Origin of the sequence: Rothia sp. ZJ932, assembly GCF_016924835.1 — a bacterium.
In the GTDB taxonomy this organism is placed as follows: Bacteria; Actinomycetota; Actinomycetes; order Actinomycetales; family Micrococcaceae; genus Rothia.
In genome coordinates, this window is the sequence record NZ_CP070480.1 from 422,821 (window position 1) to 437,117 (window position 14,297).

Below are 14,297 nucleotides of genomic sequence, written 5' to 3' on the forward strand. Positions count from 1 at the left end.
TTACGGGAGCTGCTCAAGCGGCGCCCTTAGCTAGGGATCGACGTGAAATCTTGTTCATTATTTTCCTTTGAATGATGATAACCGCGCGAATGAGTTTTGAGTTTTATGGAGACACGCCGGATCTTAGATTTTAGAGATGCATTAGATTTATCAAAATCTCAAAAATTCTAAGCTACCCTAGCATGTTTGCGTTGTCGGCTTGAAGATTTGACTGGTGCTCAAGATATGAATTGTGGCACTCCCTTGCGCCTTCCTTGAAGGTGGGGGGTGAAGCTAAAATTTCTTGATGCTCGTGCGCTGGACGGATGGTCTGGGGTTGTTTGTAGGGGTTGTGGGTTTGAGATCGAGCGGATTCTGGTGAATTTACTGGTTTGCTTTATGGGAGGTGTGTGCGAAACTATTAATGATAATGATTATCATTTAAATAATGCTGATAAGCATCTCGTTTATCTAACTATCTACCGTGACAAAGGAATAAGCATGCGCGCACTACGCAGGAGTCTGGTGGCCTTGCTGACATTACTGTTGGCAACCCTTTACCTGCCTTTGACTCAGGCCTCTGAACCCCGAACCGAAATTAGCAAAGGTCATACTGACAGTTTTTACGTAGTTACTGACTCGGGAACTCCAGTGGTTAAGGTTGCCAATGGAATCCGCAACGACCTCTATGACCCCAACTCAGTGTTCTTTCTCATTGATAACTCCACCTACGGAACCGACTATAATTTCAAAAACCTAAGCCGCAGTAGCGCCGAAGGCTACTACACTGCCAGCTTCAATGCCAATGGATATTTCGAGCCGGGCTGGAGTGCTCCCGGATTCGCGGATAATGGGTTTGAATCGATCCGCATCGAGTTTACTTCTGTCACAGGTCCAAGCCCTATCGCTCTGTTTGGGAACGACCCGCTGTCTGAAGATGACGAGTACGCTATCCTCCCCGTCCTTGCCGATGGCAAGTACTATATTGAACCCGGCACTAGCCTACCGATTCTGGGGCATACCCACGCTCACTGGTATTTTGAGCGTGCAGGAACCTATACACTCACCGGCCATGCTGTGGGCGTCACTCAAGACGGGCAAGAGCTACGCTCCGAGCCTTTTACTGAAATATTTAAGGTAGAGAAGAACGCACAGGACGCACGTCAGGACCTCCCCTCGTCTTCCCCTAGTGAAGACCCAGTGCCTAGCCCGTCTACTCCTCATCCAACGGAATCCTCAAGTCCTAGCGACCCACCAAACACGATGGATGATTCCGCGCAACCTCAGCCTCACACCCTTGTTACCGAGCCTCGTGTTATTAGTAACGGTCACATCGATCTTTTCAATGTTACTGCCCGCGGGAGCATACTCGAACTAGCAGTTAAGGACGATACCGGAAGCGGAATTAGCTACCGTACCCCCGAAAGTGTGAAGGTGAAGATCGATAAGTCGGCTCTTACCGAACTCCCTGCCTCACGAGCCCAGCAGCTAGCTTCGAAGGGATACTTTATTAGTGAAAACGGCACCTCGCAGCGAACCCTGCCCTTCATGGGCTGGGATACCTCAGCAGTCGCTCCTGATTACTCAGCAATCGATTTTAAATTCCTCGAGGTCACCGGCCCTGGGCGTATTCTTCTCTTCCAAACATCTCTCTTTAGCGGTCTAACGTCACCATTTACCCACGGGGGCTACGAGATGATGAGTGGTTCTGTGATTCACCAAAACCTACCCAGCCATGTGCATACTAATTGGCTTTTCACCGAGCCTGGGGTATATACGGTCAAAGTTCGTGCTCAGGGTACACCTGTCGGGGGAGGTCCTGCGATTACTTCCAATACCGGCATTTACACCTTTGAAGTGGGTTCAGAAGTTACCAGCGCTACGGCATCAGAAGACCCAGAAGGTACTTCTATGGAGGTGCCTCTGCCTGCAACATCGAGTCCGTCAGTAATCAAACCCGCACCAGCTCAGCCTACCGAATCTGCTGGGGTGAAAGTTGCTCCCCCAGCTGTTGTGAGTTCAACTGTTCCAGTTGCGGATCCGCAGCCTACACCCAAAACCCAGGGGGAGGAGAATGCTGGGATTCGAGGTGCCACAGCTGACTCATCGGCGTCCTCAGCTCACGCTTTTATCTCTTCGAAGGCTCCCTCTCACAGCACTTTGCTGGCTCACACTGGGCCCAACGGCGTCATGCTAATTCTGATTATCGGCCTCTTGCTGAGTCTTGCTGGTTTCCTCCTCGTACGTTACCGCCGCCCCAGGTAAAAACCGAGGAAATATTAGAGAAATCAGCTTATACGGTGTGCCCTGCGTACAGAGAATGTGCCTCGGGCACACCGCATAAAGGTTTCCTTAGTCATAGCAAAGTGGGCGGTTGGGATTTATAGGATGGCGGTATTAAAGATGAAGCCCAAAAAGAAAGTCATTAGAGCTGCACCGTAGCCGATGGCTAGCTGACGACCGCCTCTCTTGAGCGGAGAAGCCCCAGCGAGTAGACCAACTATTCCGCCAGTAATCAACAGAGCAATGCCAACTAGCACCATCGAGACTACCGCGGCTAACATACCGGAGAAACCCAGTAGATAGGGGAGAATCGGAATAAAGGCGCCAGTGGCGAAGAAAGAGAAGCTGGAGGCAGCTGTCCCCACATCGCTCCCAAGTACGCTATGGGAGTTGATTTCATGCTCATTTTCGGTGCCCGGCCGAAACGAAAATGAGGGGTCACAGTCGCATGTAAAGTGCCCCAACCGTTCCATAGCTCGGTGCTCGGCAGCTTCCTCGCTCATACCGCGTGCCTTATAAATAAGTTTCAGCTCGTTTTGCTCGATATCAAGGTGCCGAGCAACATCGAGAGTCACCTGAGTGGGGCGAGAAGCATCGAGAAGCTCACGTTGGGAGCGCACCGAAACAAACTCCCCAGCAGCCATTGAGAAAGCCCCAGCCAACAGACCTGCAATACCCGATAAGAGAATCAAGGAACTGTCGACACCGCTGGCCCCCACACCCATAATAAGAGCTGCATTAGAAACCAAGCCATCATTCGCACCAAAAACCGCTGCGCGGAAGTTGCCGGAGAGTTTTTCTCGCCCCTGAATAGAAAGGGCACGGATAATCTCTTCATGGATGGCTTCATCAGCGGCCATGGCTTCGGTCGCATCAGAATCGTTAGCATAGGGGGAACGCCCTTCAGCGCGTTGGGCTAGAGCCAACACAAAGACCGAACCAAACTTCCTCGCCAGCAGCTCTAAGAAGCGGGCGGAAACTGCTGGGCGAGGCTCCGGGCTAGCATGTACGCCCAGCAGGGTACGCCAATGGTCCTGGTGACGAAATTCGGCCTGGGCTACTTCGCGTAAGATTTCAGCCTCTTTTCCCTCAGCCCGCTCTGCTAAGGTAGCGTAAATACGCGCCTCGGAGATTTCCTCGGCAAGATAACGTCTCCATCTGCGAATCTGCGCCTTGCTAGGGTTAGCTACAGGCTGGCGAATATGCGAACCATCGGTCATGGCAAGCTCCTTGAAAAACTCGCGCCGCCGATCTCAGCTTAAAAATAAAAAGAGACCTCGGCTAAAGAAAATACTTTCTCGCCGAAGGTCTCGCTCGCCCGCATACTTGATGCATAACGGGTGATTTACCGGGTGCTTGCGCGAACCAGTATGTCGATAAACCGCTTAGGCTACGCTACCTGCTAGGCAAGATAACGCTACCGATGGGAGCTACTCCCCTTCGCTCCAAAACACTCTAATACAAGCTGGCTCCAAAATAAAAGAATGAGGAGCACAAAACAGCCTCAACGTGGGGTAATTCTCGCGTTCGATGCCATCAAGGCAATCTTAAACTCAGGGGACGCACCCACTGACTGCGGGTGCGTCCCCTGAGTTCAAACCCCTTGAGGGGTGTTAGAAAACTTAGCTGAGGTTGCCGTTACCGTCTTCGATGTGTGAGCGGATAAACCACTGGAACTTCTCAAGTTCAGCGGTCTGACCAATCAGCAGGTCTTCGGTGATGGGGTCAAGGTCGCCGACCTTTGCGATGACTGCGCGGTTGTCCTCAATGATACCGGTGTAAACGTCGTTGAGTGCGCGCAGGTGATCCAGAGAGTCGCCGCGGTTGACGTCGTACTCGTTCCAGGTGCGCTGTTCAACGAGGGCACCGGGCAGACCGTTGGGTGAAACGCCCATAGTTGCCATGCGCTCAGCGATTTCGTCTGCGTAGCCGCGAACCAAATCAACCTGGGGGTCAAGCATTTCGTGGACGGCAATGAAGTTAGGACCAACGACATTCCAGTGAGCATGCTTGAGGGTGAGATGCAAATCGTTCATCGCGTGCAGGCGAAGCTGCAAAGCGTCTGCAATCTGGTGACCGGTTTCTTCAACGAGACCGGGAACGGTGAAAGCTGCGTTTTTGTTTGACATAAGAATCTCCTGACTCTAGCTTTTCACTCCCTGTCCGGTGGTTTCGACGGAAGTGAAAATGGTTGTTTCCGTGCTTTAAGTGTAGGCGGTTTTCAGCCAAAAATCTAGCTTATTATGAATTATTCAGAATAAGGAGAGCCTTAAAAGTAAGCTCCCCGTGGCTAACGTGTAAGTTACCCTCACCTTCCTTAACAGGCTGCATACCGGGCAAAACAATCACTTTCATCCCAGCTGCTTTGGCACTGGCAACACCACTCGGGGAGTCTTCGAGCGCAATACACTCACTCGGCTCAACACCCAACCGCTGAGCCGCTAAAAGATAAGGCTCAGGATCGGGCTTAGGATTGGTGACATCATCGTTAGTCACAATGGTTCTGAATAGACCCTCCGGTGCCATCGCGGCAGTACGCTCCGCGATGTGGCGGGTAGCGTTAGTAACAATCGCCGCCGGGATACCCGCTTCATGCACATCCTGCAACAGCTTCTCAACACCGGGCAGAAACTCAATCTGTGCATCATCCAGCTGCCCCAGAATACTGCTCACCAAACCGTCGTAAATCTGCTCATCACTCAGCGCAACACCATTAGCCTTCATGATGTCGTAGGTAACCTGCATGGGCTTACCCAGCGCGTCCAAGGTGTCCTGCTCGCTCCACTGCTTACCGTACGCGTGCGCGACATCCTCCTTAGCCCTCGCCCACAGGGGCTCAGTATCAACAAGAGTGCCATCATGATCGAAAAGAATTGCTGCTGGTTTCTGCGAAGTAGTCATACCTTCACCCTACAACAACTGCTCCACAAGGTTCGTAGAATAAATTACGTGAATACTCAACGCGCATCCTCTGCTTTTACCCGTTACCTGCCCCGCCTTGCCTACCCGCTGGCGGTGATTGCGACCCTCTGGATAGTCGCCGGGCGCTCACTGTTTGGCGCTGGAGGCGACCTTGTACCTGTTTTCGCTGTTAGTTTTGGGCCCATGCTGTTAGTGGCGCTGGGTATGGGTGCTGTGATGATGCGTCGTGAAGCTGCTTTGCATGTTACTCGGTCGACAACTTTTACTATTGCCCTGGTGTACGTGATTTCTTTTGTTCTTGCCCTGGTATTTGGTTTCTTAGTGCCAGATCGTATGGGCGGACGCGTGGTGTCGGCGGCATCGCAGGTATTCGGGGAGCGGTTTGTGGGTCTTTCAGCCGGGTTCGGCAATACGGCTGGAATCCTTACCCTCTGCTTCGCACTGGCTACCTATTTTCTAGCTTTGAATGAATCTAAGAAAACCCACCGCACCCTCACCGGCATCGACCCGGAGCAAGAAGAGGAGCGGGAACGCGCGTCCTACACCTATGACTTTCTTGACTAGGGCGTAGGGACGCTGGTGCGCGCCGACACGATGCGCGCGGGTAGAGCTGGTGGGAGAGTCTCTTTACTGCCGCCGTGTGCCTGCCTTCGCGCGGTGTAACCACGAAAAATCGGAGGTGACCGCGAAAAGTAATGCTGACCGCACATGTCATGGTCACCATTACTTTTCGCGGTCACCTTTTACTTTTGGTGGTCACCTCTGGCGCGGTGGTGTCCCCGGGTGTGCCTGAGCTTTGTAGCGGAGTGCCGATGCTTGCCGTAGAACGTAGAAAGCGGGAACACGCTTTACAAAATAAAGTTGAGCGTAGTACACTCAATTTATCTAAAAGGAACGGACGCAGGTAGTCGGCTTGCCAGCCCAAAACCAGCGCTCCTCACCAACGATCACTAGAGGAACAATGAACACCAAATTCACCACCAAATCGCAAGAAGCCATTTCGGCAGCGAATATGAACGCCCAAACAGCGGGCAACCCCAGTATTGAACCGGCACACCTGCTCAAAGCACTCATAGACCAGCGCGAAGGCGTTGCAGTCGCCGTGCTCAAAGCAGCCGGCGCAGATGTGGATGCTATCTCAGTGGCAGCATCCACCGTTATCAAGAAACTACCGAGCGCCCAGGGCTCGTCAACCGCCCAAGCCCAGTTCTCGCGGGCTACCCTGAGCGCCCTGCAAACAGCGCAGACCAAAGCTGAGCAACTCGGCGACGAATACGTTTCAACTGAACTTCTGCTCCTGGGCATCGCCAGCGGTAACGATGACGCCGCCCGCGCGCTCACCGACAACGGTGCGTCTGCCCAGGTGCTTGAATCAACTATTCCGAGTGTAAGAGGAGGTCGCACCGTGAATACCCCAGACCCCGAGGGCACCTTTCAAGCCATCGAAAAGTACGGCACCGATCTCACCGCAGTAGCACGCGAGGGTAAACTCGACCCCGTGATTGGGCGCGATAGCGAAATTCGCCGCGTCATTCAGGTACTCTCACGCCGCACCAAGAACAATCCCGTTCTCATTGGTGAACCCGGCGTCGGTAAAACCGCCGTGGTAGAAGGTCTTGCCCAGCGCATGGTTTCGGGCGATGTGCCTGAATCTCTGCGCGGTAAAACCCTTATTAGCCTTGACCTCGGTGCAATGGTTGCTGGCGCTAAATACCGCGGTGAGTTTGAGGAACGACTCAAGGCTGTTCTCGAAGAGATCAAAAAGTCTGAAGGTCAGATTGTGACCTTCATCGACGAGATCCACACCGTGGTAGGTGCCGGTGCTACCGAAGGTTCCATGGACGCGGGCAATATGCTCAAACCCATGCTTGCCCGCGGTGAACTGCGCCTGATCGGTGCCACCACCTTGGACGAGTACCGCGAAAACATCGAGAAAGACGCTGCCCTCGAACGTCGCTTTCAGCAGGTTTACGTGGGGGAGCCGTCGGTCGATGACACCATCGGTATTCTGCGCGGACTCAAAGAACGCTACGAAGCTCACCACAAGGTATCCATCGCAGACTCAGCCCTGGTGGCAGCTGCGAACCTGTCTAACCGCTACATTCCCTCGCGTCAGCTGCCGGATAAAGCGATTGACCTGATCGATGAGGCAGCATCGCGTCTGCGTATGGAAATTGACTCGGCACCCGAGGAAATCGACCAGCTGCGTCGCGCCGTTGACCGTCTCACCATGGAAGAGCTGGCACTTGCTGACGAAACCGACCCCGCATCGGTAGAGCGTTTGGAGGCTCTGCGTGCCGATATGGCAGATAAAAAAGAGCAGCTGGACGCGCTGAACTCCCGCTGGGAAGCCGAGAAAGCTGGACTCAATAAGGTAGGTGAACTTAAATCTCAGATTGATGAGCTGCGCTCTAAAGCTGAGGTCGCCCAGCGCGAAGGCAACCTAGCAGATGCCTCCCGCATCCTCTACGGTGAAATTCCCGCGCTTGAAGCTCAGCTTGCCGAGGCACACCAGGAGGAAGCCGCAGCGTCCTCAACCGAGACTATGGTTTCTGAAGAGGTGACCGCAGACGATATTGCCGAGGTCATCTCAGCCTGGACGGGTATTCCCGCCGGGCGTATGCTGCAGGGCGAATCTGAGAAGCTGCTACGCATGGAAGAAGAATTGGGCAAGCGCCTGATTGGTCAGCGCAAGGCAGTCACAGCCGTTGCGGACGCGGTTCGCCGTTCACGCGCGGGTATCTCAGACCCTGACCGCCCGATTGGTTCCTTCATGTTCTTGGGCCCCACCGGTGTCGGTAAGACTGAGCTGGCTAAGGCACTGGCTGAGTTCCAGTTTGATGATGAGCGCGCGCTGGTGCGTATCGACATGAGCGAGTATGCCGAGAAGCACGCGGTAGCCCGCTTGGTCGGTGCCCCTCCCGGGTACGTGGGTTACGAAGAAGGTGGTCAGCTGACCGAGGCTGTGCGCCGTCGTCCCTACTCGGTGGTTTTGCTCGACGAGGTCGAAAAGGCTCACCCGGAGGTCTTCGACATTCTCTTGCAGGTACTTGATGATGGACGTCTGACCGACGGCCAGGGGCGCACCGTCGATTTCCGCAACGTGATTTTGATTCTGACCTCAAACATGGGCTCGCAGTTCTTGATTGACCAGAACCTCGATGAGGACGCGCGTACCTCCGCGGTAATGGGAGTGGTCAATGCCTCTTTCAAGCCGGAGTTCCTCAACCGCTTAGATGACATCATCATGTTTGAGCCGCTCAGCGCAGAGGATTTGGGTAAGATTGTTAGCCTACAAATTGATGCTATGGGTAAGCGCCTGGTTGATCGTCGCTTGAGCCTGGACGTTACCGATGCTGCTCTTGAGTGGCTGGGGCTTGCCGGGTACGATCCTAGCTACGGTGCGCGTCCGCTGCGTCGCCTGGTGCAACGCGAAATTGGTGACCGTCTGGCGAAGGGAATCCTCGCCGGTGAGGTTCGCGACGGAGATACCGTGCAGGTGGACGTGAACCCCGACGTTTCGATGGACGGGCTCACTGTCACCGCTAGCCGCTAAAACCTGACTAAGTGAACAACGCTAAAAATAAAAACCGGCCTTCCAGACCTCACAAAAAGGTGTGGAACGCCGGTTTTTCTGCGCTATGCGAGATAACACCTGAAAAATCATCAGAGGCTTCTTTTAGGTCTGAGCTGACGGGCAACAACCGCTGAATCGGGGATGCTGGTGGTCTCTTGTAGCGGGTGTAGCATTGTGAGTCGTCCTCGCCGGGCATAATGGAAAATATGCAAACCTTCGTTTCGTCTTCTGCTGAATATGCCAACGCTGAGTCTTTACAACGCGCTGATATTGCTACCACGCACGCTGCAGCCTTGCGCTCTATCTCAAGGGTTGTGGAGGATGCTGGCGTCCATTCTGATACTGGAGCTGCCGCCGCCGGTATCGCTCAGATGCTAGATATTGGGGGAGTGCTGGTACTTACTGGCGCCGGGGTTTCGACCGACTCGGGAATACCCGACTACCGCGGTCCTAACGGCTCGTTGCGTCGCCACCGCCCCATGACCTACCAAGAGTTTAAGTATGACGCCGGTGCCCGCCACCGCTACTGGGCTCGTTCGTATGTGGGCTGGCGGCAAATGAAAAACGCTCAGCCGAATATAGTTCATTACGCATTAGCTGAATTAGAAGAAGCCGGAAAAGTATTAGCGATTATTACTCAAAATGTTGATGGGCTACATTCAGCAGCGGGCGCTCGGCAGGTTTTACCTTTGCACGGTGATCTTTCAAAGATTGAATGTTTAGATTGCGGTTTTGTTGAACCCCGCACCGCTTTAGACCAGCGCTTAGAAAACGCTAACCCCGGTTATCTCGAACGTTTGGACAATGCTGAATTGCAGGTCAATCCCGATGGCGACGTTGATCTTTCAGATTCTTTTATCGCTGATTTTCAGATGGTGGGATGCTTGAGCTGCGGTTCTGAGAAACTCAAACCCAACGTGGTCTACTTTGGGGAGAGCGTTCCGACACCCCGCAAGGAGCAGGCGAAGCAGCTACTGGAGCAATCTTCATCTCTTCTCATTGTTGGCTCATCGGTTGCGGTCATGAGCGGTTACAAACTGGTACTTGACACTCTGCGGGCCGGAAAACCTGTGGGCATCATCAACGCTGGCCCCACCCGAGCTGACCGTAAAGCAACCTACCTCTGGCGCGCGTCCGCCCGTGACGCTCTCGAAGAACTCATCGACCGGGTGCTATAAATACCCGCTCCGCCCTGAATCTTGTATGCTCTGAACCTCATAAACGCAGGGCAGAGGGCTTTTGACCGTGAAAATGCTGGCAGTTGGGCTTTTTGGCGTAACGCAACGAGCATATACGGCAAAAACCATGTACCCTTAACAGACGAAAGACGTAAACCCGATTTTCGTTGCGTCGTGAACACACGCGTACCGGAACACGATCGATGCAGAGGGGGTCACGCCATGGGGCGCGGCCGTCAAAAGGCTAAAGCAACGCGGCAGGCACGGGAAATGAAATACTTCGTTCCCGATACCGACTACTCAGCTCTTGAACGCGAGCTCAGTACCGCCAAAAATGATGACTACTCATCGTACGCTGATAAGTACAACGATGAGGATGACGATTACTCAGAGTACGTCGATAAGTACAGCGCCGACTACTCTGATAAGAAGTAGTGCCCTAGCTCATTAAGTAGGGTTCTACCTCTTAACTTTTTCACGTTAACGCCTCCGCACTTACCTGTGCGGGGGCGTTAACTGCGCCTTCTTAGCTGTCGATTTACTCAGGCGATTCACGCTTACAACTCACCTATGCTGCTGCGTCCTTACACTGTCTGCTTTTTGAGAAGTCTCAATGCAGCCTAATCACTTCATCGCAAAGATGCATCACTTCTTCGTCATGGGTTGCTAGCACAACGGTTTTACCTGCTTCTGCGAGGGTGCGGAAAAGCTTCATGATCTCTTGTCTCAGCTGAGCATCAAGTGCTGATGTTGGTTCATCAGCAATGATAATTTCAGGGTCGTTGACTAAGGCTCGGGCAATCGTTACGCGCTGCTTTTCACAGCCTGAGAGCATCTTGACCTTGCGGGAGGACTTCAAACTGAAACGGGCGCTTTCAAGTGCCTGCTCCACCCGCTGTTTTCTTTCTGCCCTAGTGAGTTTTTCTGTGCTAGCTAGTAGGGGAAGCTCAACATTTGCGTACACACTTTCAGCTTCAAGGAGGCGAAAATCTTGGAAAATAAAACCGATGTGGTGGCAGCGAAACGAAGTGGCGGCTTTGGCATCTGAATAGTTGAGAGGCTGTCCGAGTATTTCTACGCTACCACTATCTGGTTTCTCCTGGGCAGAGATAACGGAGAGCAGGGTGGATTTTCCTGACCCTGAGGGCCCGCACACCGCATAGACCCTGTGAGGGTAGAAAGTCAGGCTAACTTCGGAAAGCACAGTTTGGGAGGATTCGCTTTCTGTAAAACTTTTCGAGATGCCCTGTGCCAAGATGGATGGATGTTCCATGTGTATTAGTCCTTAGGTGCTCTTTTTACGATAACTGATGTAGAAAAATGCGGTAGCTAGATGCACTAGGAGGCAAAAGAATAAACAGAGCAACAAGGTCAGAGAAAAGTTGCTGCTTTCATTCATGAAGAGTGAATAAAGTATTTCTGTTGCTAAATACCCGCATACCAGAGGGAGGGAGAAAGAAATAAAAACTAGAATCTCTATGCGCAGTACACGAAAAAATGGTGTATGCGCATATATTTCTTCCACCTGAAAAGTATTCACCCTGAGGCTTATCAGCCATAGCAGCGTTTGTGTAGCTAAGACAAAGAAGGATAGTAGGACAAGGTGGGGTAGCGCTGTGAATAGTCTTTCACTCATCATGCCCTGTTGAATGGACTGAGGAAATACCTGTTGCTGGTTTACCGCTTGCAGTGTGTAGCTGATGTTTGCGCCCCTAATGGTTAGAGGGAAAGCCGCTAATTTTTCTTCAGCTTCTTGCACGGCGCAGACGCAGATGAGTCCCCTTTCAATTTCCTCTAAACCAATAGCAGGATTGGAAAGAAAATCATTTTCAAAATCTTCCAGGTGGCTCGGGTGTGCCAGTAGAAAACCACTCTGATCAGCACGGATTTCTTGCTGCTTTCCATCGATCCAGGAATAAGTGCTAGCGCTTTCATCGTGAAGGGTCAGAGGGCTTCCCCTAAAGGTTGTGCCCGTTAGTTCTGGGATGGTGCCATAAAGGTTGTACCCCGCATCAGAGCCTGGGATGGGGACGATGGCGTCCCCCAGCTCCAAATGCTGGGCTGCTGAAAAAATGATGTATCCGCTGGTTAGATGGTGTTCTTCAGAAAAAGTCGCGTCACTATAGTCAGGAGCAGTAATTGCGCTGAGATTTGCTATGAAACGCATTTTGGGGTTCTTGGTCAGCAGTTCTTGTAGGTAGGAGTTTGCTGATGTCTCGTGGCTAGAAGCAGGGGCAGGAAGTGCCTTAAAATAGCTGGTTTCTTGCGGACTCTTCTGGAGCTCAATGGAAGGTGCCGGGGGCATAATGTTGAGTGCGAGAGTAGAGATGCACACAAGTATAAAGGATGCAAGAGCTAGCAAAGAGGTGAAGATTCCGGTTGCCCGGACATCTGCAAGGAGTCTTTTAATATAGAACATGAGATGCGCACCTCCTGATAGCGTAGTAAATGTAGGCAGAGTAAAGAAGAAGCTGATAGCAGTAAATGACTGCCAAACAGGAAAAAGAAATAATGGCGAGGTGCTGCCAGGTAACGAAAGAGTTACCTCCGGTGAGGAAGTAGGTAGCTAGGCTAATGAGAATCGCAGGCAGCAGGAGCTGAATCTGTAGAGCTAAAAGACTGGAGAGTTGGCTTCTCAGCGTGCGGGAACGCGACATTCCTAGAAGAGCGGAAACCAGTATTTTTTCCTTTTGCTGATAGACGATGACATACGTCATGAGCGCCAGGGCTAGAAAGGGAATAGAAGACCAGAGTAATGCCGGTGCGTATGTTGTGTCGCTGGTAGCTGAGGGAAGAGCTCCTGCAGGGATTTCAAAAGCAGTGATTCCTCGGGATTTAAAGGTAGCAAGAATGCGTTCTTCTTCTAGCGGATGCGAGGAGGCAAGCAATAAGTAGGAATAGGCGCCTTCCAGGCAGGATCCCCAGGGGTAGACAATACGTGTGTTTTGATAAGGGGAAACTAGGCTACTGTTTATTTCTGAGGTGGGAAGCCCACAGGTTTCTATGATCTCGGTGTTGATTCCTTCACTAACTAAGACGTGGTTTTGGTTCTGCGGAAATTCTTCATTCAGAAAGCCCTGCTGGGAGTAGATAGATATAACGCTAAAGTTTGCGTCTGTAGAAGCTACTAGGGAAGTGTTGAGCGTATCTGCTATTTCTTTGAGGGTTGCTTGATTAAGGGTGCTGAGAGTATTTTGGTAGAGCTTAATGGTTTGAGTATTTGTATAAGCTCGTGCAGAGGCTGCCTGCGGTGTTTGACCTACAAAGAGGTAGAGACCAAGAACCATGAGGCAAATAAAAGCTAGGAGCGAGGTAAAAAGAAAAGGGAGAGATCTACCGTTCATGATTCCACCTAAGGTATGACGAGGAAGAATCCTCTCAGCGTGTGTTTTATGGGCTTACTAGGTGCTCATTATTCTTGTACTGAAACCAAAGATGGGAGATACGGAAAATATCTCCCATATCGTACGGATGGAGAGGACTATTCAAAATTTCTTTGAACAGTTCCGGAGGTAACAACGACGAACCACTCTCCTTGCTCCAGCAAGAGGGAAAACGGCGTGAGTATTGTGCAAGATTTTTTATCAGGACGAGCTAACTTTCAGGTTTGCTAACGCTCTACTCAAGCAGTCTATGACTCGTCGCTGCAACATCCTTCCGCTGCTGTCTGTCCTTTGAATACCCCTCTGGATAAGCCTGCTATTTAGACGAGGTTACTGGGAACAGTTCGAATGCTGTACCTAAAGATTGTTGGAAGGTCGTTCCAGCCCAGCGAATCGTGAGTCCGCAGTATTGTTTCAGAGCCTGCACTCCATGCTGAACCGTTGCTGCGTGCATTAGAGCAAGACTTTCCAGCAACAGTAGCGCTGTTTCGTGTATACCACATGCAAACCTCAATGATTCGCTCTCCTTGGTATAAGTTAGCGGCACCTTCCTGTGTAGAAGAATTGTACTGTTTCTGTGCTGACTGCGTAGCTGGATCTCCAGGATGCGTTGGGTGTGGTGCCACTTGGGTCATCTCCAAAATATTGACCACCAACTGGAGGGCTATCGTCATCATGAACAAAGCTAAAATCTTCTACTTTGCTTATAGGCTGTTCTTGTATATTATTGGGCAGCGCAACTGACTGCATAGGCATAAAAGTAATACTTAGTAGAGCTATGAGAGCACTCATACGGGTTCGAGAAGACATCATAAACTCCTTAGTTTATAAAGCGGCTAAGAACCCTACCGGTAGGTTGCTTATTAATGTAATGCCCGACACGTTTTTCTGTCAAGGGTTCCTAAAATTTTACCTATCCTCTCTTCCGAATAAGCCTCCTTAAACACACAAAGAGCCCGCCTCCTCATCCTCTGC

General features: G+C 51.8%; 11 protein-coding genes. 5 read left to right on the forward strand and 6 right to left on the reverse strand.

Annotation, left to right across the window (positions count from 1 at the left end; translation table 11 throughout):
• Window positions 1-480: 480 nt before the first annotated feature.
• Window positions 481-2,244: a choice-of-anchor M domain-containing protein gene (locus tag JR346_RS01965; protein WP_205482742.1), complete on the forward strand. Its 1,764-nt coding sequence runs from the start codon at window positions 481-483 to the stop codon at window positions 2,242-2,244.
• 116 nt (window positions 2,245-2,360) lie between these two features.
• Here JR346_RS01965 and JR346_RS01970 read toward each other — a convergent pair whose 3' ends face one another.
• The 3 genes from JR346_RS01970 to JR346_RS01980 form a co-directional block, all read right to left on the reverse strand.
• The gene (locus JR346_RS01970; protein ID WP_205482744.1) at window positions 2,361-3,482 is read right to left on the reverse strand and encodes a VIT1/CCC1 transporter family protein; all 1,122 of its coding nucleotides are present in this window, start codon (window positions 3,480-3,482) and stop codon (window positions 2,361-2,363) included.
• Between the two features lie 402 nt (window positions 3,483-3,884).
• Window positions 3,885-4,391, reverse strand: a complete 507-nt coding sequence (locus JR346_RS01975) for a Dps family protein (protein ID WP_204877990.1) — start codon at window positions 4,389-4,391, stop codon at window positions 3,885-3,887.
• Between the two features lie 112 nt (window positions 4,392-4,503).
• Window positions 4,504-5,163 carry an HAD family phosphatase gene (locus JR346_RS01980; protein ID WP_205482750.1) on the reverse strand — a complete coding sequence of 220 codons (660 nt, stop codon included), beginning with the start codon at window positions 5,161-5,163 and terminating at the stop codon, window positions 4,504-4,506.
• A 48-nt stretch (window positions 5,164-5,211) separates the two neighbouring features.
• Here JR346_RS01980 and JR346_RS01985 point away from each other — a divergent pair, with 48 nt between their 5' ends.
• The 4 genes from JR346_RS01985 (at window position 5,212) to JR346_RS02000 (ending at window position 10,374) form a co-directional block, all read left to right on the forward strand.
• A complete protein-coding gene (locus JR346_RS01985) occupies window positions 5,212-5,748 on the forward strand; it encodes a hypothetical protein (protein ID WP_205482752.1) in 537 nt (178 codons plus the stop codon).
• Window positions 5,749-6,145: 397 nt separating this feature from the next.
• Window positions 6,146-8,740, forward strand: a complete 2,595-nt coding sequence (gene clpB, locus JR346_RS01990) for an ATP-dependent chaperone ClpB (protein WP_205482760.1) — start codon at window positions 6,146-6,148, stop codon at window positions 8,738-8,740.
• A 227-nt stretch (window positions 8,741-8,967) separates the two neighbouring features.
• Window positions 8,968-9,939, forward strand: coding sequence for a Sir2 family NAD-dependent protein deacetylase (locus JR346_RS01995; protein ID WP_205482762.1), 972 nt, complete (start codon window positions 8,968-8,970; stop codon window positions 9,937-9,939).
• A 222-nt stretch (window positions 9,940-10,161) separates the two neighbouring features.
• The gene (locus tag JR346_RS02000; protein WP_204877984.1) at window positions 10,162-10,374 is read left to right on the forward strand and encodes a DUF3073 domain-containing protein; all 213 of its coding nucleotides are present in this window, start codon (window positions 10,162-10,164) and stop codon (window positions 10,372-10,374) included.
• A gap of 175 nt (window positions 10,375-10,549) precedes the next feature.
• Here the strand turns inward: JR346_RS02000 and JR346_RS02005 are convergent, their stop codons facing one another.
• Genes JR346_RS02005 through JR346_RS02015 form a run of 3 tightly spaced genes read right to left on the reverse strand, consistent with a single transcriptional unit; the run spans window position 10,550 to window position 13,283 of the window.
• Window positions 10,550-11,212: an ABC transporter ATP-binding protein gene (locus tag JR346_RS02005; protein ID WP_205482764.1), complete on the reverse strand. Its 663-nt coding sequence runs from the start codon at window positions 11,210-11,212 to the stop codon at window positions 10,550-10,552.
• A gap of 12 nt (window positions 11,213-11,224) precedes the next feature.
• Complete coding sequence (locus tag JR346_RS02010; RefSeq protein ID WP_205482766.1) at window positions 11,225-12,358, reverse strand: hypothetical protein; 1,134 nt, start codon at window positions 12,356-12,358, stop codon at window positions 11,225-11,227.
• Window positions 12,345-13,283, reverse strand: a complete 939-nt coding sequence (locus tag JR346_RS02015; RefSeq protein ID WP_204877981.1) for a hypothetical protein — start codon at window positions 13,281-13,283, stop codon at window positions 12,345-12,347. Before JR346_RS02015 ends, JR346_RS02010 begins: the two co-directional genes overlap by 14 nt.
• Window positions 13,284-14,297: the final 1,014 nt, after the last annotated feature.